Origin of the sequence: Umezawaea tangerina, from assembly GCF_003002815.1 — a bacterium.
GTDB lineage: Bacteria > Actinomycetota > Actinomycetes > Mycobacteriales > Pseudonocardiaceae > Umezawaea > Umezawaea tangerina.
In genome coordinates this window covers 275,709-298,822 of sequence record NZ_PVTF01000007.1, presented here as the reverse complement: position 1 = coordinate 298,822, position 23,114 = coordinate 275,709, and the positions used below count along the sequence as shown (strand labels likewise).

General features: G+C 72.9%; 3 protein-coding genes. 1 reads left to right on the top strand and 2 read right to left on the bottom strand.

Annotated features, from left to right (window positions below; translation table 11 throughout):
* Positions 1–303: 303 nt before the first annotated feature.
* Entirely contained in the window at positions 304–1,080 is a 777-nt protein-coding gene (locus CLV43_RS24200) for a thioesterase II family protein (protein ID WP_106189556.1), read from the top strand.
* Positions 1,081–1,215: 135 nt separating this feature from the next.
* Here CLV43_RS24200 and CLV43_RS24195 read toward each other — a convergent pair whose 3' ends face one another.
* Both CLV43_RS24195 and CLV43_RS24190 read right to left on the bottom strand, forming a co-directional pair.
* Entirely contained in the window at positions 1,216–1,827 is a 612-nt protein-coding gene (locus tag CLV43_RS24195) for a LuxR C-terminal-related transcriptional regulator (RefSeq protein WP_281262179.1), read from the bottom strand.
* A 480-nt stretch (positions 1,828–2,307) separates the two neighbouring features.
* Complete coding sequence (locus CLV43_RS24190) at positions 2,308–23,112, bottom strand: type I polyketide synthase (RefSeq protein WP_106189554.1); 20,805 nt, start codon at positions 23,110–23,112, stop codon at positions 2,308–2,310.
* Positions 23,113–23,114 lie beyond the last annotated feature (2 nt).

The following is a 23,114-nucleotide window of genomic DNA, read 5'->3' as shown; positions in this document are numbered from 1 at the left end:
AGACTCGCAGTGATCGCGGCGCACTGTCAACGACATCAACGGGTTGCTAGGGATTAAGCAGGACTCGTCGGCGCGGTCCGGGTTTTCCCTACAGTCCCCCGGACCCGACCGGACGCGCAGGACTAGCCATTACCGAGCCCCGGATGGGATCTACTCGCAGTGAGCGGACCCGGCACCAAGCCCTCGACGCTTCCCCGAGGGCGCGGAAGCCTTGTCCCGCAGGGAAGTCGCACCGCGCCAGGACCGGCGCCCGCGACATCCCGTGCACCGAACGACGATCGATACCCGCCTCCGGAGGACGCAGTGGCAGACAACGACACCGCCGAGGACAGGTGGCTGCGCCGCTACCTCCCGTCCGAGAACGCGGCCATCCGGCTCGTCTGCTTCCCGCACGCGGGCGGGTCGGCCAGCTTCTACCGCCCCGTAGCGCTGAGCCACGCCCCGCGCACGGACGTGCTGGTCCTGCAGTACCCCGGACGGCAGGACCGGCGGCACGAGCCCTTCGTCGAGACCGTCGAGGAGTACGCGGACCGGATCGCCGAGCTGCTGGCCGCCCTGCCGCCGAAGCCGACCGTCTACTTCGGCCACAGCATGGGCGCGGTGCTCGGTTTCGAGGTGGCGCACCGGCTGGAGCCGGACGGCCGGGGCCCGCGGTCGTTGGTCGTGTCGGGCCGCCGAGCGCCGTCGACCTCGCGCCCCGAGGAGGCCACCCGCACCGATGACGCGGGGATCCTGGCCGACATGTCCCAGCTGGAGGGCACGGGCTCGGCCGTCCTCGGAAACGAGGAGATCGTCCGGCTCGCCCTGCCCGCGATCCGCAACGACTACCGCGCCATCGAGCTCTACCGGCCCAACGACCGGGTGGTGCGCTGCCCGGTCACGGCGCTGATCGGCGTGCGGGACCCCAAGTCCACTGTGGCCGAAGCCGAGCGCTGGCAGGAGCACACGAGCGGCCGGTTCCGCCTCCGCCGGTTCCCCGGCGGGCACTTCTACCTGACCGAGCAGCACTCCCAGGTGAACGGCGAGATCGCCGCCGAGCTGGCCGAGGCCGCGCTCGCCCCGGTGGGACGCGGGGCCTGACCGGCGGACGTCGGCGGACAGCGCTGTCCGCGGACGTCCCACTGCTCGGTCAACGGGCTCCACCGCCGCGGGACCGCTCGCCGCCTTCCGCGTTCGCGGTCCGCCGGAGGGGTCGGGCGGGCGAAGCCCTCCGGGTCACTTGACGAACTCGGTCGTCACCTTGGGCGGCCACTGGCCGATGCCGAGGATGCCGGTGGAGTAGCTCTTCGACACGAGCGCGGGCCGGTTGGGCACCTTGAGCTTCCTCATCAGCGTCGCCACGTAGTACTCCACCGCGCTGCTGCTCAGCAGCAGCTTCTCGGCAAGCTGCACGGTCGAGTCGCCCTTCGCGACGCCTTCGAGGATGCGCGCGTGCAACGGGTTGAGCAGCTTCTTGTTCTGCCCGGCCGATCTGGGCTCCTGCTCCGCCTTGTCGGGCTTCACCAGGACCATGATCGAGCCCGCCAGGCCGACGCCGTCGGCGACCGCGATGCCCGTCAGCTCGCCGACGAACATCCGCTGTCTGGCTCTCACCGCGACCATCTGCTCGACGAACCGCGGCCGCTCGCCGAGGGCGAGCGAGGTGAACTGGGGTTCGATCCGCGACAGCATCCCGGGGTGCAGCAGGTCGCGGAAGTCCTGCCCCACGACGTCCTGCCTGCTCCAGCCGAACTGCTGCGAGAAGTACTTGTTCGCGGTCAGCACTCTCAGGTCCAGGTCGAGGTTGGCCATGGATATACCTGATTGCTCGAATATCAACCCAAACACGTTGGGGCAATCACAGGATTGCTGACTGACATCACCGAGCAACACAAATTCCTCCCAATTTCTTTCGGGTTGGGTTCTCGATTTCGACCTCGGCCTGAGCGTACGTGGCAATAAACGACCCGAACAGCGGCGCAACCCGTTCTTTCCTAACTATGCGGGCGGCGCGGGACGAGGTGTGGTCCGCCCGAAACCCCTGGACCTGCACAAAGATGACCCACCCTTGCCGCACCCGCACGCTTGTGACGCCACCCACACCAACAGGTGAACCATTATTCCCACCCAGTGGGCACACTCTCAGCCGCCGAAAATCGGCGGACGACCTGACATAAAAGTGCCATTGTCCGAATGCGCATTCCACCGGACATGCGGTGAAGTGGGCTCCGAACGCCGACAAGCCGGGCGCCTCCGTGGAGGCCGCCCGGCTTGTCGGGTGGATCCGCGGCCCCGACCGGACCGGTCGGGGACACCGCGTGGTGGGCGTCAGGACAGGCCGAGCTCCCGGTCCAGGTAGTCGAAGACGTCGTCGTCGGACGCCGACTGGAAGTCGAGGTCCCCGGTGGCCGCGACCGGTACCTGCGTCGCCGCCCACTTGGTCTTGAGCACCTCGATCCGGGAGGCCACCTGCTTGTGCACGACGTCGTCGACCCGCATGTCGTCCAGCAGCTTGGCGAGCCCGTCCAACTGGTCGAGCAGCGCCGACGGGCCCATCTCCACGCCGCCGGTGACCAGCTGCGGCATCAGGTACTCCACCAGCTCCGCGGGCGTCGGGTAGTCGAACAGCAGCGGCGCGGGCAGCCGGAGACCGACGGCCGTGCCGAGGCGGTTGCGGAACTCCACGGCGATCAGGGAGTCGAAGCCCAGGTCCTGGAACCGGGCGTCCGGCTGGAGCGCGGTGAGGTCCTTGTGGTTCAGCACCGCGGCGGCGTGGTCCCGGATCACGTCCAGCAGGATCGCGTGCCGCTCCTGCCCCACAACCCCGCTCAGCCGCCGCACGATGGTGTCGACCTGCTGGGCACCGGCCACCGCGGCCCGGCGGACGGGCCTGCGGACCAGACCCCGGAACAGCGCGGGGATCTCGACCGGCCCGCCGAGGTCGAGCCGCACCGGGACCAGCACCGGTTCGCCCGCGGCCGAGGACGCGTCGAACAGGGCGAGGGCCTGCGCGGCGGACAGGTCCAGCACCCCGGACCGCCGCATCCGCTGGACGTCGACCTCACCGATGTCCGCGGTCATCCCGTCCCCGCGCTCCCACGGTCCCCACGCCAGCGACAGGCCGGGCAGGCCCTGCGCCCGGCGTGACCTCATCAGCGCGTCGAGGAACGCGTTCGCGGCCGCGTAGGCGCCCTGCCCGGCGGCACCGGACAGACCCGCCATGGACGAGAAGACCACGAACGCCGTCAGGTCCAGGTCGCGGGTGAGCTCGTGCAGGTGCCACGCGGCGTCCACCTTCGGGTCGAACACCCCGTCCACGCGGTCCGGCGTCAGCGACGCGATCACGCCGTCGCCCAGCACGCCCGCGGTGTGGATCACCGCGCGGACCGGGTGGTCCTCGGACACCGTCCGCAGCGCGTCGGCCACCGAGGAGCGGTCGGCCGCGTCGCAGGCGACCACCCGTGCCTCCGCGCCGTGCCCGGCCAGTTCGGCCACGAGGTCGGCGGCACCGGCGGCCGCCGGGCCCCGACGGCTGAGCAGGAGCAGGTTCCGGACGCCGTGCCCGACGACCAGGTGCCGGGCGACCAGCCCGCCCAGGCCGCCGGTGCCGCCCGTGATCACCACGGTGCCGTCCGGGTCCCATTCCTGTCCGGCGCCCGAGGTGTGCGCGGGCACCAGCCTGGCCGCGCTCAGCTCGTCACCGCGCACCACGACCTGCGGCTCGTCCATCCCGAGGATCCGGGCGAGCGGCAGCGCCGCGTCGCCCTCGTCCAACAGGTCGACCAGCTGGAAGGCACCGGGGTTCTCCGTCTGCGCGGACCGGACCAGGCCCCAGGCGGCCGCCGCGGCGACGTCCTGCCCCGTGGTCGCGCCCCTGGTGACGAACACCAGCCGCGACCCGGCGAACGCCTCCTCGGCCAACCAGTCCTGGACCAGGGCCAACGTCCACGCGGTGAGGCTGTGCGCGGAGGTCACCACCTCGCCCGTCCCCGTCACGGGGACCAGGACCGCCGAGGGCACCGGTTCGCCACCGAGCGCCAGCGAGGGCAGGTCGGGGACGGACGAGGCCTCGACACCCGCGGAGGCGAGGCGTTCGACCAACCCGAACGCGTCCGGGCCGAGGACGGCCGCCGTGGCGACGTCCACGCCCGCGGTGCGGACCGGCGTCCAGTCGACGCGGTAGAGCGAGTCCCGTGCGGTCGAACGAGCCGCCGCCACCTGCTCGGCGCTCACCTCGCGCAGCACCAACGAATCAACCGACACGACGACCTCGCCCGCGCCGTCGACCGCGACGAGGGACAACGCGTCCTCGCCCACCGCCACCAGGCGGACCCGCACCGCGGACGCGCCCGAGGCACCGAGCGACACGCCCTGCCACAGGAACGGGAGCCTGCTCCGGTCTCCCAACGACATCACACCGGCGGCGTGCAGGGCCGCGTCGAGCAGGGCCGGGTGGATGCCGTACGCGCCCGCCGCCTCCTGCTCGGTGTCGGGCAGGCCGACCTCGGCGAAGTACTCCTCGCCACGCCGCCACAACCCCCGCAGACCGCGGAAGACGGGACCGTACTCGAAGCCCGCGTCCACCAGGCGGTCGTAGAGCCCGGCGACGTCGAGGGTTTCGGCGTCGGCGGGCGGCCAGGTCCCGGAGTCGAACGCGGTCTCCCCCGCGCCGGAGGCGAGGAACCCGACCGCGTGCCGAGTCCACCGCGCACCGTCCTCTTCGGACCGGGTGAAGATCCCGATCTCCCGGCGGCCCTGCTCGTCGCCGGCTCCCACCCGCACCTGCACCGGGACCGAGCCGACCTCCGGCAGCACCAGCGGCGAGGCCAGCGTCAGCTCCTCGACCAGGTCGCACCCGACCTCGTCGCCCGCGCGCAGCGCCAGCTCGACGAACCCGGTGCCGGGGAACAAGGTCCGCCCCATCACCACGTGGTCGGCCAGCCACGGCGACGACCGCCGCGACAACCGCCCGGTCAGCACGACGTCGTCCTGACCCGCCAGCTGGACCGTGGCGCCGAGCAGCGGGTGCCCGGCGGAGGCCAGTCCGGCGCCGGTCACGTCACCGGTGCCCGCCCCCGGCTCCGGCCAGAAGCGCTGGTGCTGGAAGGCGTAGGTGGGGAGCTCGACCAGCCCGGCGCCCGTGTCGGCGAAGAAGGCGTCCCAGTCGACCCGCACCCCGCGGGTGTGCAGCGACGCCAACGCCGTCACCGCCGCGACCTCCTCGTCGCGGTCCTTCCGCAACGCGGCGACGGTCGCGACACCGGGTACCAGCTCCTGGACCATCGCCGAGAGCACACCGTCGGGTCCCAGCTCCAGCACGACGTCCACGTCCATGGCCGTGACGCCGTCGGCGAACCGCACCGGCTCGCGCACGTGCTCGACCCAGTAGGTGCCGGTGCACAGCATCTCCGCCGTCGCGACCTCGCCGGTCACGTTGGACACCACGGGGACCACCGGCTCGTGGAACGAGACCGACGCGAGCGCCGCCTCGAAGTCGGCCAGCATCGGGTCCATCAGCGGCGAGTGGAAGGCGTGCGACACCGCCAAGGACTTCGTCCGCACCCCCCTGGCTGCCAGCTCGGCCGCGATCGACTCCACGCCGTCCAGCGTTCCGGAGATGACCACCGAGGACGGCCCGTTGACCGCGGCCACGGACACCTCGTCCTCGTGCCCGGCCAGCAGCGGCAGCACGTCGGCCTCGGAGGCCGCGACCGCCACCATCGCCCCGCCGGACGGCAGCGCCTCCATCAACCGGGCACGAGCCGACACCAGCGCGCACGCGTCCGCCAGCGACAGCACCCCGGCCACGTGCGCGGCCGAGATCTCACCCAGCGAATGCCCGGCCACGACCTCGGGCCGCACACCCCACGACTCGACCAACCGGAACAACGCCACCTCAAGGGCGAACAGCGCGGGCTGGGCCCACCCGGTCCGGTTCAGGACCTCCTGGTCCTCACCCCACACCACGTCCCGCAGGCCCTCGAACTCCCCCACCACCGCGTCGAAAGCGGTGGCGAACACCGGGAAGCGCTCGTACAGCCCACGACCCATCCCGAGCCGCTGGGAACCCTGACCCGAGAACACCACACCGACCCGACCACGCCCGGCGACACCCTCGACGACCGCGTCGCCGACCAGGGCCACGCGGTGGTCGAAGTGGGAACGCCCCACGGCCAACGACAGGCCCACGTCCGCGGCACTGAGCCCCGGCCGGTCACCGACCCACGCCCGCAGCCGCTCGACCTGCTCGCCGACCGCGGCGGCGGACTTGCCCGACAGCACCCACGGCACCACCCGGTCGACGACGGCCGGGGATTCCTCGGCCGCCACCGCGGGAGCCTGCTCCAGGATCACGTGCGCGTTCGTGCCGCTGATGCCGAACGACGACACCGCCGACCGTCGAGGACGGTCGACCCGCGGCCACTCGGTGTGCTCGGTCAGCAGCTCGACCGCGCCCTCCGACCAGTCCACGTGCGTCGACGGCTCCGTCACGTGCAGCGTCTTGGGCAGCAGCTCGTGGCGCATCGCCATGACCATCTTGATCACGCCGGCGACACCCGCGGCCGCCTGGGAGTGGCCGATGTTCGACTTGATCGACCCCAGCAGCAACGGGCGGTCGCGGTCCTGCCCGTAGGTCGCGAGCAGTGCCTGCGCCTCGATCGGGTCACCCAGGGTGGTGCCGGTTCCGTGCGCCTCCACAGCGTCCACTTCGGACGGTGAGAGCCCGGCGCCCGCCAGTGCCTGGCGGATCACCCGCTGCTGCGACGGACCGTTCGGCGCCGTCAACCCGTTGGACGCACCGTCCTGGTTCACCGCCGAACCACGCACCACGGCCAACACCCGGTGGCCAAGGCGCTGCGCGTCCGACAACCGCTCCAGCACGAGCATCCCGACGCCTTCGGACCACCCAGCGCCGTCGGCGGAGTCGGAGAAGGACTTGCAGCGGCCGTCCGGGGACATGCCCCGCTGCCGGGAGAACTCGATGAACAGGTCCGGCTTCGACATCACGGTCACCCCGCCTGCCAGCGCCAGCGAGCACTCCCCCGCCCGCAACGCCTGCGCCGCCAGGTGCAGCGACACCAACGACGACGAGCACGCCGTGTCCACGGTCATCGCCGGGCCCTCGAACCCGAACGAGTAGGAGACCCGGCCGGAGGCGACGCTCGGGGCGCTGCCGTTGCCGCGGAAGCCCTCGAACTCGACGCCCGACAGCAGGTCGCCGTAGTCGCTGTACATCACGCCCGCGAAGACACCGGTCCTGCTGCCGCGCAAGGACAGCGGGTCGATCCCGGCCCGTTCGAGGGCGTCCCACGAGGTCTCCAGCAGCAGCCGCTGCTGGGAGTCCGTGGCCATCGCCTCGCGCGGGCTCAGCCCGAAGAACCCCGCGTCGAAGTCACCCGCGTCGTAGAGGAAACCACCCGTCCGCGCGTAGGACGTGCCCGCGTGAGCGGGGTCCGGGTCGTAGATCCCCTCCAGGTCCCAGCCACGGTCGTCCGGGAACTCCGAGATCGCGTCGACACCGTCGGCCACCAACCGCCACAGGTCCTCGGGCGACCGCACCCCGCCGGGGTAGCGGCACCCCATGCCCACGATGACGATCGGGTCGTCGGTGACCGGGGGCAGGGCGCTGAGCGGGACGGCCGCCTGCGCCGCACCACCGAGCAGGCGGTCCAGCAGGTAGGCGGCCAACGCCGACGCGGTCGGGTAGTCGAACACCAGCGTGGCCGGGAGCTTGAGCCCGGTCGCCGCGCTGAGGCCGTTGCGCAGCTCCACGGCCGTCAGCGAGTCGAGCCCGAGCTCCTTGAACTTGCGGTCCGGGTCGATCGCGGCGGAGTCCCCGTGCCGCAGCACCGCCGCGACCCGGGTCCGGACGACGTCCTCAAGCAGTTCTTGCCGGTCGGCCGCGGACAGCGCCAGCAGGCGCTGGACGAAGCCGCCCGCGTCGACCCGCGTCCGGGCCGCCGCCCGCCGCTTCGACGCGGGAACGAGGCCCTGCAACAACACCGGGACGTCCGAGCGCGTGCGCATCCCCTTGACGTCCAGCACCATGGCCGGCACGACGGGGTCACCGCACGCGATCCCGGCGTCGAACAGCGCCATCCCCTGCTCGACGGTCATCGGCGGCATCCCGGCCTGGCCGATCCGCGCGCGGTCCGCGGCGGCCAGCCCCGTGGTCATGCCCGTCTCGGTCGCCCAGGTGCCCCACGCCAGCGACACGGCGGGCAGGTCGTCCCGCTGCCGCCGCTGGGCGAGCGCGTCCAGGAACGCGTTCGCGGCGGCGTAGTTGGCCTGTCCCGCGGCGCCGAACGTCCCGCCCATCGACGAGAACAGCACGAACGCGGTCAGGTCCAGGTCGCGGGTGAGCTCGTGCAGGTGCCACGCCGCGTCCACCTTGGGCCGCAGCACGCGGGAGACCCGCTCCGCGGTCAACGAGTCCAGCACGCCGTCGTCCAGGACACCGGCGGTGTGGACCACAGCGCGCACCGGGTGCTCGACCGGCACCTCGGCCAGCGCGACGGCGAGCGCGTCGCGGTCCGCGACGTCGCACGCCCGCACCACGACGGACGCGCCCAGGTCGGTCAGCTCGGTCACCAGGTCCTCGACGCCGGGGGCGTCGGGGCCGGACCGGCTGAGCAGCAGCAGGTGCCGGACGCCGCGGCGGTTCACCAGGTGCCGCGACACCTGCCCGCCGAGGCCACCACCGCCGGTGATCACCACCGTGCCGTCCGGGTCCCACCGGACGTCGGACACCGGGTCGGCGTCCGCACGGGCCAGCCGTGCCGCGTGCACCTGTCCTCCGCGCACCAGCAGCTGCGGTTCGCCCGATCCCAGGACCACGTCCAGCGGCAGGTCGCCGCCGTCCCAGTCGACCAGGACGAACCGGTCCGGGTTCTCCGTCTGCGCGGTCCGGACCAGTCCCCAGACGGCCGCGGCCACCAGGTCCTGGCCGGACATCGCGCCCTGGGTCAGGACCACCAACCGCGAGTCCACGAACTCCTCGCCCGCCAGCCATTCCTGCAACAGGCCCAGCACGCTCGCCGCGGTCTCGTGCACAGATGTCACGACACCGGCCTCACCCGCGACGGGGACCAGGACGACACCGGGTACCGCGGCCGACCTCAGCGCGGCCAGGTCGGCGTGCGCGGTCGTCGTCACCCCGGCCGACTCCAGCGCCTCGGTCAGGTCGAACAGGTCCGGTCCGAGGACGGCGGGTACGCCGACCTCCGCGCCGGGAGCGGTCACCAGCGACCAGTCCATCCGCAGCCGACCGCCCGACGGGGCCGGGTCCGAGCTCGCCAGCTGCTCGGCGGTCACCGCCCGGAAGTCGAGCGAGTCGACGGACACGACCAGCTCACCCTCGGCGTCGGCGGCGACGATCGAGACGCCTCCGTCCGTGCGGACCAGCCGGACCCGCAACGTCGACGCGCCGGTCGCGTGCAGGGAGACGCCCGACCACGCGAACGGCAGCAGGGACGTGTCCGAGTCGTACCCCGTGAAGACCGCCCCGTGCAGGACGGCGTCGAGCAGGGCCGGGTGGATGCCGAACGCGTCCACACCGGGTTCCTGGTCGGACAGTGCCACCTCGGCGAAGACCTCGTCCCCGAGCCGCCACGCGGACTCCAGGCCCTGGAACACCGGGCCGTAGTCAAGCCCGCGATCGGCCATCCGGGCGTAGAAGTCGTCCAGCGCGACCGGTTCGGCGCCACGGGGCGGCCACACCCCGGCGGCGAAGGAGTGGTCGGCGGTGGTTCCGGTGCCGGTGCTCACCACACCACCGGCGTGGCGCACCCACTCGTCGTCGGCTCCGCGGGAGAACACACCGATCTCGCGGTGGCCCTCCTCGTCGGCCGGTCCCAGCCACACCTGGACCGCGACCACACCCTGGTGCGGCACCACCAGCGGTGCCGTCAAGGTCAGCTCCTCGATCCGGTCGCACCCGACCTCGTCGGCCGCCCTGGTCACCAGCTCCACGAAACCCGCGCCGGGGAACAGGATCCGGTCGAGGACCAGGTGGTCGACCAGCCACGGCAGCGACCGCACCGACACCTGTCCCGTGACGACCGTGCCCTGACCGCCGCCCAGCTCGACGGCGGCGCCCAGCAACGGGTGGCCGACAGCCACCAGGCCCGCGCCCGACACGTCACCCGTCCCGGTCGTGGCCTCCGGCCAGAAGCGCTCGTGCTGGAAGGCGTACGTCGGCAGGTCGACCCGCACACCGGCACCGCCGAACACCGAAGCCCAGTCCACCGCGACCCCCGCGACGAACAACGACCCCAGCCCCGTCAACACCCGGTCCAGGCCACCGTCGTCACGACGCAACGACCCCACCAGCACCGCATCCGCACCCGCATCCTCGATGGTGTCCTCGACGCCGACCGTCAGGATCGGGTGCGGGCTCGACTCCAGGAACACACCGTGGCCCGTCCCGAGCAGGATCCGCAGGGCGGTCTCCAGCTGCACGGTCTCGCGCAGGTTCCGGAACCAGTAGCCCGCGTCCATCGTCGAGGTGTCCAACCAGTCACCCGTCACCGTCGACAGGAACGGCACCTCACTCGACCGCGGCTCCAAAACCGCCAACCCATCGAGGATCGCGCCCTCCAACTGCTCCATCTGGGCCGAGTGCGACGCATAGGCCACGGCGACCTTCTTCGCCCGCACACCATCGCCCACGCAGGAGTCGATCAACTCCTCCAACGCCTCGACCTCGCCCGAGACCACGACGTTCGACGGCCCGTTCACCGCGGCCACCGACAGCTTCCCGTCCCACCGCAGGAGCCGCGACTCCACGTCGACGCGGGACGCCGTCACCGACGCCATGCCACCCTGGCCCGACAGTTCCCTGGCGACCAGACCACTGCGCAGGCAGACGATCCGCGCACCGTCCTCAAGGGACAGAGCACCCGCCACACACGCAGCCGCGATCTCACCCTGCGAGTGACCGACCACCGCAGCGGGAACCACACCCCACGACCGCCACACAGCGGCCAACGACACCATCACAGCCCACAACACCGGCTGCACCACATCATCACCCGCAAGCGGCGGCGCACCTTCCACACCCCGCAGCACGTCCACCAACGACCACCCCACGAACGGGCGCAACGCCCGCTCGCACTCACCGATCCGCTCCGCGAACACCGGGGACGCGTCCAGCAGCGCGACACCCATGCCCACCCACTGCGAACCCTGACCGGGGAAGACGAAGACCACCTTCCGGTCGGCCGCGGCCGGACCCCCACCGCCGACGACCAGGTCGCCGGGCAGGCCTTCGGCCGCGGCCCGGAGCCCGGCCACGAGCTTGTCCCGGTCACCGCCCACCACGACCAGCCGGTGGTCGAAGGTCGACCGGGACGACACCAGCGAATGCCCGACGTCCACCGGCCGCACCTCGGGCCGGTCCGCCAACCAGGACACCAGGTTCCCGGCCTGCTCCCGCACCGCGGCCGCCGACTTGCCCGACAGCACCCACGGCACCGCGACCGGCTCTTCGCCGAGCGGCTCCGCCACCTCGACGCCGGGTGCCTGCTCCAGGATCAGGTGCGCGTTCGTGCCGCTGATCCCGAACGAGGACACCGCGGCCCGGCGCGGCCTCCCTACCTCCGGCCAGTCGGTGCGCTCGGTCGACAGCTCCACGGCACCGGCCGACCAGTCCACGTGGGACGACGGCTCGGTCACGTGCAGCGTCTTCGGCACCACGCCGTTGCGCATCGCCATGACCATCTTCACCACGCCCGCCACACCCGCGGCAGCCTGGGAATGCCCGATATTCGACTTGACCGACCCCAGCAACAACGGTCGGTCACGATCCTGACCGTAGGTCGCCAGCAGCGCCTGCGCCTCGATCGGGTCGCCCAAGGTCGTCCCGGTGCCGTGCGCCTCCACGACGTCCACGTCGGCCGGGGACAGCCCCGCGCTCGCCAACGCCTGGCGGATCACCCGCTGCTGCGACGGACCGTTCGGCGCCGTCAGACCGTTCGACGCGCCGTCCTGGTTCACCGCCGAACCACGCAGTACGGCCAACACCCGGTGGCCGAGGCGCTGGGCGTCCGACAGCCGCTCCAGCACGACCATGCCGACGCCCTCGGCCCAGCCGACGCCGTCCGCGGAGTCCGAGAACGGCTTGGACCGGCCGTCGGGCGCGAGCCCACGCTGGCGGGAGAACTCGATGAACAGGTCCGGCTTCGAGATCACCGTGACACCACCGGCCAACGCCAGCGAGCACTCACCGCTGCGCAGGGCCTGCGCCGCCAGGTGCATCGTCACCAGCGACGACGAGCACGCCGTGTCCACAGTCACCGCGGGACCCTCGAACCCCAGCGAGTACGACACGCGGCCCGAGGCCACGCTCGGGGCGCTGCCGTTGCCGCGGAAACCCTCGAACTCCACCCCCGACAGCAGGTCGCCGTAGTCGCTGTACATCACACCGGCGAAGACACCGGTCTTGCTGCCGCGCAACGACAAGGGGTCGATGCCCGCACCTTCCAGCGCGTCCCAGGACACCTCCAGCAGCAACCGCTGCTGCGAGTCCGTGGCCATCGCCTCGCGCGGGCTCAGCCCGAAGAACGCCGCGTCGAAGTCACCGGCCTCGTGGAGGAAACCGGCCGAGCGCGCGTAGGACGTGCCGGTGTTGTCCGGGTCCGGGTCGAACAGCACGTCGAGGTCCCAGCCGCGGTCGGCGGGGAAGTCTGATACCGCGTCGACCTCGTCCCGGACCAGCCGCCACAGGTCCTCCGGCGACCGCACGCCACCGGGGTAGCGGCACCCCATGCCCACGATCACGACCGGGTCGTCGGCGACCGACGGCAGGGCGCTGACCGGGATCAGCTCCTCTCCCCCGGCGCTGAGCAGCTCGTCGAGCAGGAAGCCGGTCAGGGCGGCCGCGGTCGGGTAGTCGAAGACCAGCGTCGCGGGCAGCGTCAGGCCGGTCGTCGAGTTCAGCCTGTTGCGCAGCTCCACGGCCGTCAACGAGTCGAGCCCGAGCTCCTGGAAGTTCCGGTTCGGGTCGACCGCGGTGGAGTCCGCGTGCCCGAGCACGCCCGCGACCTGGGCGCGGACCATGTCCCGCACCAGGACCTGGCGTTCCGGTGGGGACAGCGGCGCGAGCCTGCGCGCCAGGCCGTCCGCGGTCTGGGCGGACGACCGGGCCATCGCCCGGCGGGTGCGGACCGGGACCAGACCGCGCAGCAGCGCGGGCACGTCGCCCTTCAACCGCACCGCGGGCAGGTCGAGCAGCGCGGGCGCCAGGACGGCCTCGTCGTGGCCGAGTGCCGTGTCGAACAGCTCCAGCCCCTGCTCGACCGTCAGGGCGACAACGCCTTCCCTGGCGATCCGGCCGCGGTCGCTGTCCGTCAGGCCCGCGATCATCCCGATCTCCGGGTCCCACGCGCCCCAGGCCAGCGAGACCGCCGCCAGGCCGTGGTTCCTGCGGTGTTCGGCCAGGGAGTCCAGGAACGTGTTCCCGGCGGCGTAGCTGCCCTGCCCCGCGTTGCCCAGGAGTCCGGCGACGGAGGAGAACACGACGAACCCGGCCAGCTCGCGGTCGCGGGTCGCCTCGTGCAGGTTCCAGGCGGCGTCCACCTTGCCGCGCAGCACGGCGTCCAGGCGGTCCGGGGTGAGCGCGTCGATCACGCCGTCGTCCAGCGTGCCCGCCGCGTGCACCACGACGCTGACCGGGTGCTCGTCCGCGACGGTCGCCAACGCCGCGTCCAGGGCGGCGCGGTCGGCCACGTCGCAGGCCACGAGCGCCGCGGTGGCACCGTGCTCCACCAGCTCGGCCACCAGCTCCGCCGCGCCCTCGGCGGCCGGACCTCGGCGGCCCAGCAGCAGGAGGTGCCGCACGCCGTGGGCGGTGACCAGGTGTTTGGCCACCTCCCGGCCGAGGCCACCGGTCGCACCGGTGACCACGACCGTGCCGGCCGGGTCCCAGGAGAACCCCGACGGCGCGGCGGAGACTCGGGCCAGCCGGGGAACGAGGATCCCGTCATCGCGCACGAGCACCTGCGGCTCGTCGGTGCCGAGGGCGTCGAGCAGCGCCGGGGTCCCGGCGTCGACGTCGACCAGGCGGAACCGGCCGGGGTTCTCGGTCTGCGCCGTCCGCACGAGTCCCCACACCGTCGCCGCGGCGGGGTCGGCACCGGTCGTCGCCCCTCGGGTCACGAACACCAGCCGTGACCCGGCGAACGCCTTGACGCCCACCCACTCCTGCACCAGCCCGAGCGCGCGGGCGGCCAGCTCGTGCGCCGACGCCACGACGTCATCGTCCCGACCGGACAGGGGAACCACGACCGCGGGTGGGACGTCGTCGAGCCCGGCCAACGTGGCGAGGTCGGCGGTCCAGGACGCGTGGAGCACCTCCTGGACGCCGAGGACGTCCGGCCCGAGCACGACCGCGCGCGGGCCGGAACCCGTTGCCCGCACAGGCGTCCAGTCGACGCGGTAGAGCGCGTCCCGGCCGGGGGCACGGGACGTCGACAGCTGGTCGGCGTCCACCGCGCGCAGCGTCAACGAGTCGACCGACACGACGACCTGACCCGCGCCGTCCACCGCCACCAGCGACACGGCGTCCTCGCCCACGGCCACCAGCCGCACCCGCAGCACCGAGGCACCGGCGGCGCCGAGGCTCACGCCCTGCCAGGCGAACGGCAGCCTGCTCCGGTCGCCCAGCGGCATCAGGCTGGTCGTGTGCAGCGCCGCGTCGAGCAGCGCCGGGTGCAGGCCGAACTGGCCCGCCCTGCCCGCGGCGTCCTCGGGGAGCCGCACCTCGGCGAAGAACTCGTCGCCTCGCGCCCAGGCGGAGTGCAGGCCCTGGAACACCGGGCCGTAGCCGAACCCCGTGTCGAAGAGCCGTTCGTAGAAGCCGTCGAGCCCGATGGGCCAGGCTCCCGCGGGCGGCCAGGTCCCGGTGTCGAACGCCTCGTCCGGCTCGCCGGAGCCCAGGACGCCGGTCGCGTGCCGGGTCCACTCCGCGTCGTCGTCGGTGGGGCGGGCGAAGATCCCGATCTGCCGGTGGCCCCGGTCGTCCGCGACGGCGACCCGCACCTGCACCGAGACGGTCCCGTCCTCGGGCAGCACCAGCGGGGACGTCAGCGTCAGCTCCTCCAGCCGGTCGCAGCCCACCTCGTCACCGGCGCGCAGCGCCAGCTCGACGAAACCGGTGCCGGGGAACAACACCCGGCCCAGGATCGCGTGGTCGGCCAGCCAGGGCTGCGCCCGCGACGACAGCCGTCCGGTGAGCACCACGCCGTCGTCGACGGCCAGTTCCACGACGGCACCCAGCAGGGGATGTCCGACCGACACCAGTCCGGCACCGGTCACGTCCCCGGCACCCGTCCCCGGCTCCGGCCAGAAGCGCCGGTGCTGGAACGCGTAGGTCGGGAGGTCGACGACCTCCGCGCCCGTGTCGGCGAAGAACCCCCGCCAGTCGACCCGCACCCCGTGGGTGTGCAGCGAGGCCAACGCCGTCACCGCGGCGACCTCGTCACCCCGGTCCTTGCGCAGGACCGGCACCGCGGCCACACCGGGCACGATCTCGGCGACCATCGCCGAGAGCACACCGTCGGGTCCCAGCTCCAGCACGACGTCCACGTCCATCGCCGCCACACCGTCGGCGAACCGCACCGGCTCGCGCACGTGCCGCACCCAGTACCCGGCCGCGCAGATCTCCGCCGCGGCCGCGACCACACCGGTCACGTTGGACACCACCGGAATCCGCGGATCGTAGAAGGAGACCGAGGCGATGGCCGCCTCGAAGTCGGCCAGCATCGGGTCGACCAACGGCGAGTGGAACGCGTGCGACACCGCCAACCGCCGGTGCTTCCACCCGCGATCCGCCACCTCACTCGTGATCCGCTCCACCGCGGCCAGCGCCCCGGAGACCACCACGGACGACGGGCCGTTGACCGCGGCCACCGACACCTCGTGCCCGGTCAGCAGCGGCAGCACGTCGGCCTCGGCGGCCCCCACCGCCAGCATCGCCCCTCCCGGCGGCAGCGCCTCCATCAACCGGGCGCGTGCCGCCACCAGCGCGCACGCGTCCGCCAGCGTCAACACCCCGGCCACGTGCGCGGCGGAGATCTCGCCCAACGAGTGCCCGGCGACCACCTCGGGACGGATGCCCCACGACTCGACCAACCGGAACAACGCCACCTCAAGGGCGAACAGCGCGGGCTGGGCCCAGCCCGTCCGGTTCAGGACCTCGGCGTCCTCACCCCACACGACGTCCCGCAGCGACCCGTCCAGCACACCGTCGAACTCCGCCACGACGGCGTCGAAGGCAGTGGCGAACACCGGGAACCGGTCGTACAACCCACGACCCATCCCCAGCCGCTGCGAACCCTGACCCGAGAACACCACACCGACCCGACCACGCCCGGCGGCACCCTCGACGACCGCGTCACCGACCAGGGCCACCCGGTGGTCGAAGTGCGACCGCGCCACGGCCAGCGACAGACCGACATCCACAGCGGTCGCCCCAGGCCGCTCGTCCACCCACGCCCGCAGGCGCGAGAGCTGGTCCTCGACCGCGGCGGCGGACTTGCCCGACAACACCCACGGCACCACGACGTCCGTCCGCGTCGCCCGGTCGACCGGCTCCACCGCGGGAGCCTGCTCCAGGATCACGTGCGCGTTGGTCCCGCTGATGCCGAACGACGACACCGCCGACCGGCGCGGGCGGTCCACCTCGGGCCAGGACGTCCGTTCGGTCAGCAGCTCCACGGTGCCGGCCGACCAGTCCACATGGGACGACGGCTCCGCCACGTGCAGGGTCTCCGGCAGCACCCCGTGCCGCATCGCCATGACCATCTTGATCACGCCCGCGACACCCGCGGCCGCCTGCGTGTGGCCGATGTTGGACTTGACCGACCCCAGCCACAGCGGGCGGTCGCGGTCCTGGCCGTAGGTCGCCTGCAACGCCTGCGCCTCGATCGGGTCACCGAGCTTGGTGCCCGTGCCGTGCGCCTCGACAGCGTCCACTTCGGACGGTGAGAGACCGGAGTTGGCCAGCGCCTGCTTGATCACCCGCTGCTGCGACGGACCGTTCGGCGCCGTCAACCCGTTGGACGCGCCGTCCTGGTTGACCGCCGACCCACGCACCACGGCCAGCACCTTGTGGCCGAGGCGCTGGGCGTCCGAAAGCCGCTCCAGCACGAGGATCCCGACACCCTCGGACCAGCTCGTGCCGTCGGCGGCGTCGGAGAACGCCTTGCAGCGGCCGTCCTCGGACAGCACCCCCTGCTGGGAGAACGCCACGAACACGTCGGGGGTGGACATCATCGACACACCACCGGCCAGCGCCAGCGAGCACTCCCCGCCGCGCAACGCCTGCGCCGCCAGGTGCAGGGACACCAACGAGGACGAGCACGCGGTGTCCACGGTGACCGCGGGCCCCTCGATCCCGAGGAAGTACGACAGCCGCCCGGACATGACGCTGGCCGCGGTCCCCGTGGCGGCGTGCCCTTCGAGCTCGTAGTCGGTGCCCGCGAGGACCGAGCTGTAGGTCTGGCCGTTGGTCCCGACGAACACCCCGGCCTGGCTGCCGTGGATCGCCTGCGGGTCGATCCCGGCCCGCTGCAACGCCTCCCACGCCACCTCGAGCAGCAGGCGCTGCTGCGGGTCCATCGCCGTCGCCTCACGGGGCGACAGCTCGAAGAATGCGGCGTCGAAGCCCGTCACGTCGTCCAGGAAGCCGCCGGACCGGGTGATGCTGGCGTTGCGCCCGTCGCTCGGGGTGAAGACGGCGTCCAGGTCCCAGCCGCGGTCGGAGGGGAAGCCGGAGATCGCGTCGCCGCCCGAGGTGAGCAGCCGCCAGAGGTCTTCCGGACTGGCGACCCCCGCGGGGAACCGGCAGGCCATGCCGACGATCGCGATCGGGTCGTCGGTCGTCGCCGACGCGACCGGCGTGGTCGCACCCGGACCTTCGGCCCGACCAAGAACCTCCTGGAGGACGAAGGTGACGACGGCCTCCGGGGTCGGGTAGTCGTAGACCAGCGAGGCGGGCAGCCTCAGCCCCGTCACGACCCCCAGCCGGTTGCGCAGCTCGACCCCCAGCAGCGAGTCGAACCCCAGCTTCCGGAACTCCCGCGTCACCTCCACGTCACCGCCGGAGCCCAGTCCCAGCACCACGCCCACCTCGGCGCGCACCAGGTCCGTCACGACACCGCGCGCGTCCGCCGCGCCCATCCCGCGCAGCCGCCCGGCCAGGCCGCCCTCGGCCGGAGCCGTCCCGGTGCCCGCCACCCGGCGCCGCACGCCGACCAGGCCGCGCAGCACCCACGGCGTGGTCAACCGCGAGCGCAGGGCGCTCCAGTCCCACTTCACCGGCACCGCGTTGGCCACACCGCAGCCGACGGCCGCGTCGAACAGGCCGAGGCCCTCGTCTACCGACAGCTCCGCCAGACCGTCCCGGCCCAACCGCACCAGGTCCCGCTCCTGCAGGCCGCCGGTCATCCCGACACCGGACTCCCAGGCGCCCCAGGCGAGCGAGACGCCGGGCAGCCCTTCCCGCCGCCGCGCCGCCACCAGACCGTCCAGGAACGCGTTCGCCGCCGAATAGCCGCCCTGGCCACCGTTCCCGACCACACCGGCCAGGGACGAGAACACGACGAAGCCCGCCAACCCCAGGTCGCGGGTCAGCTCGTGCAGCGACCACCCGCCGTCCACCTTGGGGCGCAGCACCCCCGACACCCGGTCGCGGGACACCGACGCCACGACACCGTCGTCCAGGACACCCGCGGTGTGCACCACCGCGGTCAGGCCGCGACCGGCGCTCTCAGTGGCCACCAGCTCCCGCAGGGCCTCGCGGTCGGAGACGTCGCACGCGACCACGCGGCATTCCGCGCCCGCGGCCGCGATCTCCGCCACGAGGTCCGCGACGTCGTCGGCGAGCGGGCCGCGACGGCTGGCCAGCAGCACGTGCCGCATCCCGTGCGCGTGGACGAGGTGCCGCGCCACCCGGCCGCCGATCCCGCCGCCACCGGTGACCAGCACCGTGCGGTCCGGGTCCCAGCCCAGCGGATCCACCTCCACGTCCCCGGCCAGCCGGACGAGCTGGGCAGCCCGCGCGACGCCGTCCCGCACCGCGACCTGCGGCGCGCCCGAGCCGAGCAGGGCGGCCACCCCGGCGGCGAGGTCGTCCTCGTCGTCCAGGTCCAGCAGGAAGAACCGGTCCGGGTTCTCGGTCTGCGCCGACCGGACCAGCCCGCACACCGCGGCCGCGCCCAGGTCACGACCGTCGGTCGCGCCGCGGGTCACGAACACCAGCCTCGACCCGGCGAAGTCGTCGTCCGCCAACCACTCCCGCAGCAGGTCCAGGGTGTCGCCGACGCACTCGTGCGCCGCCGCGACCACGTCGTCCCCGCCGACCACCGGGACCAGCACCACGGCCGGCGCGCCGCCCACCCGCAACGAGGCCAGGTCCGGTACCTCGACGACCGGACGACCCGCGGCGGTCAGGCGTGTGCGCAGGTCCAGCAGGTCCGGTCCGAGCACCGCGGGCACGCCGAGGTCGACCGCGGCCACCGCGGCCACCGGCGCCCACCCCAGGTGGTAGACCGAGTCCTGGGGCCTCCCGCCCAGCCCGGTCACCTCGTGGTCGGACAGCGCCCGGAAGCCCAGCGAGCCGATGGCGAGCACGGCGTCACCCGCGGCGTCCGCGGCGACCAGCGAGACCCGGTCGCCCTCGCGCGTCACGTGGACCCGGAGCGCGGTGGCACCGGTCGCGTACAGCGAGACCCCGGTCAGCTCCGACGGCACGACGACCTGGCCGGGCGCGGTGTGGTCGAGGGCGGCGACCGCCCGCGTCAGGGAGTCCAGCAGCACCGGGTGGATCGCGTACGACTGGTCCTTGGTGTCCTGCTCGGGCAGGCCCACCTCGGCGAAGACGTCACCGCCGCGCCGCCACAGCCGCGCGTGGGACACGCCGTCCGGCACCGCGACCGGCTCGGCGCCCTGCGGCGGCCACACCCCGGCGGCGAAGCCGCACTCCGCCGCGGTCCCGGCGTCGCGGACCACCGCGCCGCCTGCGTGCCGCACCCACTCGTCCTCGGAGGTCTGCGAGAACACGCCGAGCTCACGACGGCCGGACTCGTCCGGTGTCCCCAGCCACACCTGGACCGACACCGCGCCGTGCTCCGGCACCACCAGCGGCGCCGTCGGCGTCAGCTCCTCGATGCGACCGCACCCGACCTCGTCCGCCGCCCTGGTCACCAGCTCCACGAGACCGGCGACGGGGAACAGGACCCGGCCCGCCACGACGTGGTCGGCCAGCCACGGCAGCGACCTGGCCGAGAGCTGGCCCGTGACGACCGTGCCCTGACCGCCGCCGATCGTCACGGAGGCACCCAGCAGCGGGTGTCCCACGGCCACCAGACCGGCGCCCGACACGTCGCCGACGCCCGCCGTCGCCTCGGGCCAGTACCGCTCGTGCTGGAAGGCGTACGTCGGCAGGTCGACCCGCACCCCGGAGCCACCGAGCACCGACGCCCAGTCCACGGGGACACCGGAGGCGAACAGGGACCCGAGCCCGGCCAGCACCCGGTCCAGGCCACCGTCGTCACGGCGCAACGAGCCCACCAGCACCGCGTCCGCGCCGGCGTCCTCGATGGTGTCCTCGACGCCGACCGTGAGGATCGGGTGCGGGCTCGACTCCAGGAAGGCGGTGTGCCCGGACTCCAGCAGCACCCGCAGGGCGGTCTCCAGCTGGACGGTCTCGCGCAGGTTCCGGAACCAGTAGCCCGCGTCCATCGTCGAGGTGTCCAGCCAGTCGCCCGTGACGGTCGACAGGAAGGGGATCTCACCCGCCCGCGGCCGGAGACCCGCAAGCCCGTCGAGGATCGCGCCTTCCAGCTGCTCCATCTGGGCCGAGTGCGACGCGTACGCGACGGCGACCTTCTTGGCCCGCACACCATCGCCCACGCACGAGTCGATCAGCTCGTCCAACGCCTCGACCTCGCCCGAGACCACGACGTTCGACGGCCCGTTCACCGCCGCGACCGACAGCCGCCCGTCCCACTGGGCCAGCCGCGACTCCACGTCGGCGCGAGATGCCGTCACCGACACCATCCCACCCCGCCCGGAGAGCTCGTTCGCCACCAAACGGCTGCGCAGGGACACGATCCGCGCACCGTCCTCAAGGGACAGAGCACCCGCAACACACGCCGCCGCGATCTCACCCTGCGAGTGACCGACCACCGCGGCAGGAACCACACCCCACGACCGCCACACAGCGGCCAACGACACCATCACAGCCCACAACACCGGCTGCACCACATCATCACCCGCAAGCGGCGGCGCACCATCGCCCCCACGCAGCACGTCCACCAACGACCAGCCCACGAACGGCGCCAGAGCCTCGGCGCAGCGGGCGATCGACTCGGCGAACACCGGGGACGCGTCCAGCAGCGCGACACCCATGCCGACCCACTGCGAACCCTGACCGGGGAAGACGAAGACGACCTTCCGGTCGGCGTCGTCCCGTTCACCCGTCACCACTCCCGGCGCCGAGGCACCCGCCGCGGCGGCCTCCAGCCCGGTGACCAGCTCGTCGCGGTCACCGCCGACGACGACCACCCGGTAGTCGAACAGCGCACGCGTCGACACCAGCGAGTGCGCGACGTCGACCGGTCGCAGGTCCGGCCGTTCGGCCAACCAGGACACCAGGTTCGCGGCCTGGTCGCGCGCCGCGGCGGGCGACCTGCCCGTCACCACCCACGGCAGCAGGGAGGCAGGGGCGTCCGACGGGACGACCGGGTCCTCGTCGGGCGCCTGCTCCAGGAGCACGTGACCGTTGGTGCCGCTGATCCCGAACGACGACACAGCGGAGCGGCGCGGCCTGCCCGTCTCGGGCCAGGCCGTCCGCTCGGTCAGCAGCTCGACCGCGCCTGCCGACCAGTCCACGTGCGAGGACGGCTCGCTCACGTGCAGCGTCTTCGGCACGACGCCGTTGCGCATGGCCATGACCATCTTGATCACACCGGCCACGCCCGCGGCGGACTGGGAGTGGCCGATGTTGGACTTCACCGACCCCAGCAGCAGCGGGCGTTCGCGGTCCTGCCCGTAGGTCGCCAGCAGCGCCTGGGCCTCGATCGGGTCGCCCAGGGTGGTGCCCGTGCCGTGCGCCTCGACGACGTCCACTTCGGACGGCGAGAGGCCGGAGTTGGCCAGCGCCTGCTTGATCACCCGCTGCTGCGACGGACCGTTCGGTGCCGTCAGACCGTTGGACGCGCCGTCCTGGTTCACCGCGGAGCCGCGGATCACGGCCAGCACCCGGTGACCGTGGCGACGGGCGTCGGACAGCTTCTCCAGCACGACCATGCCCGCGCCCTCGGACCAGCCCGCACCGTCCGCCGAGTCGGAGAACGACTTGCACCGGCCGTCCGGGGACATGCCCCGCTGCCGGGAGAACTCGATGAACAGGCCGGGCGTGGACATCACCGCCACACCACCGGCCAGCGCCAGCGTGCACTCGCCGCTGCGCAGTGCCTGCGCGGCGAGGTGCAACGCCACCAGCGACGACGAGCACGCCGTGTCCACGGTCACGGCGGGGCCCTCGAAACCGAAGGAGTACGACACCCGGCCGGACGCCACGCTCGGAGCGCTGCTGGTGCTGCGGTAGCCCTCGAACTGGTCACCGGTCAGCAGGTCGGTGTAGTCGCTGTACATCACGCCCGCGAACACGCCGGTCCGGCTGCCGCGCAACGACTTCGGGTCGATCCCGGCGCGCTCCAGCGCCTCCCACGACGTCTCCAGCAGCAGCCGTTGCTGCGAGTCCGTGGCCATCGCCTCGCGCGGGCTCAGCCCGAAGAAGCCCGCGTCGAAGTCGCCCGCGTCGTGCAGGAAGCCGCCGGACCGGGCGTAGGACGTCCCGAGGTGGTCGGGGTCCGGGTCGTAGAGGGCCTCGACGTCCCAGCCGCGGTCGGCGGGGAACTCCGTGATCGCGTCGACCCCGTCGGCCACCAGCCGCCACAGGTCCTCCGGCGACCGCACCCCGCCCGGGTACCGGCACCCCATCCCCACGATCGCGATCGGCTCGTGGTCACGCAGCTCCAGCTCCTGCACGCGCTGGCGGGCGTTGCGCAGGTCGACCGTGACCCGCTTGAGGTAGTCGACGACCTTGTCCTGCTGTTCTTCCTGCATGT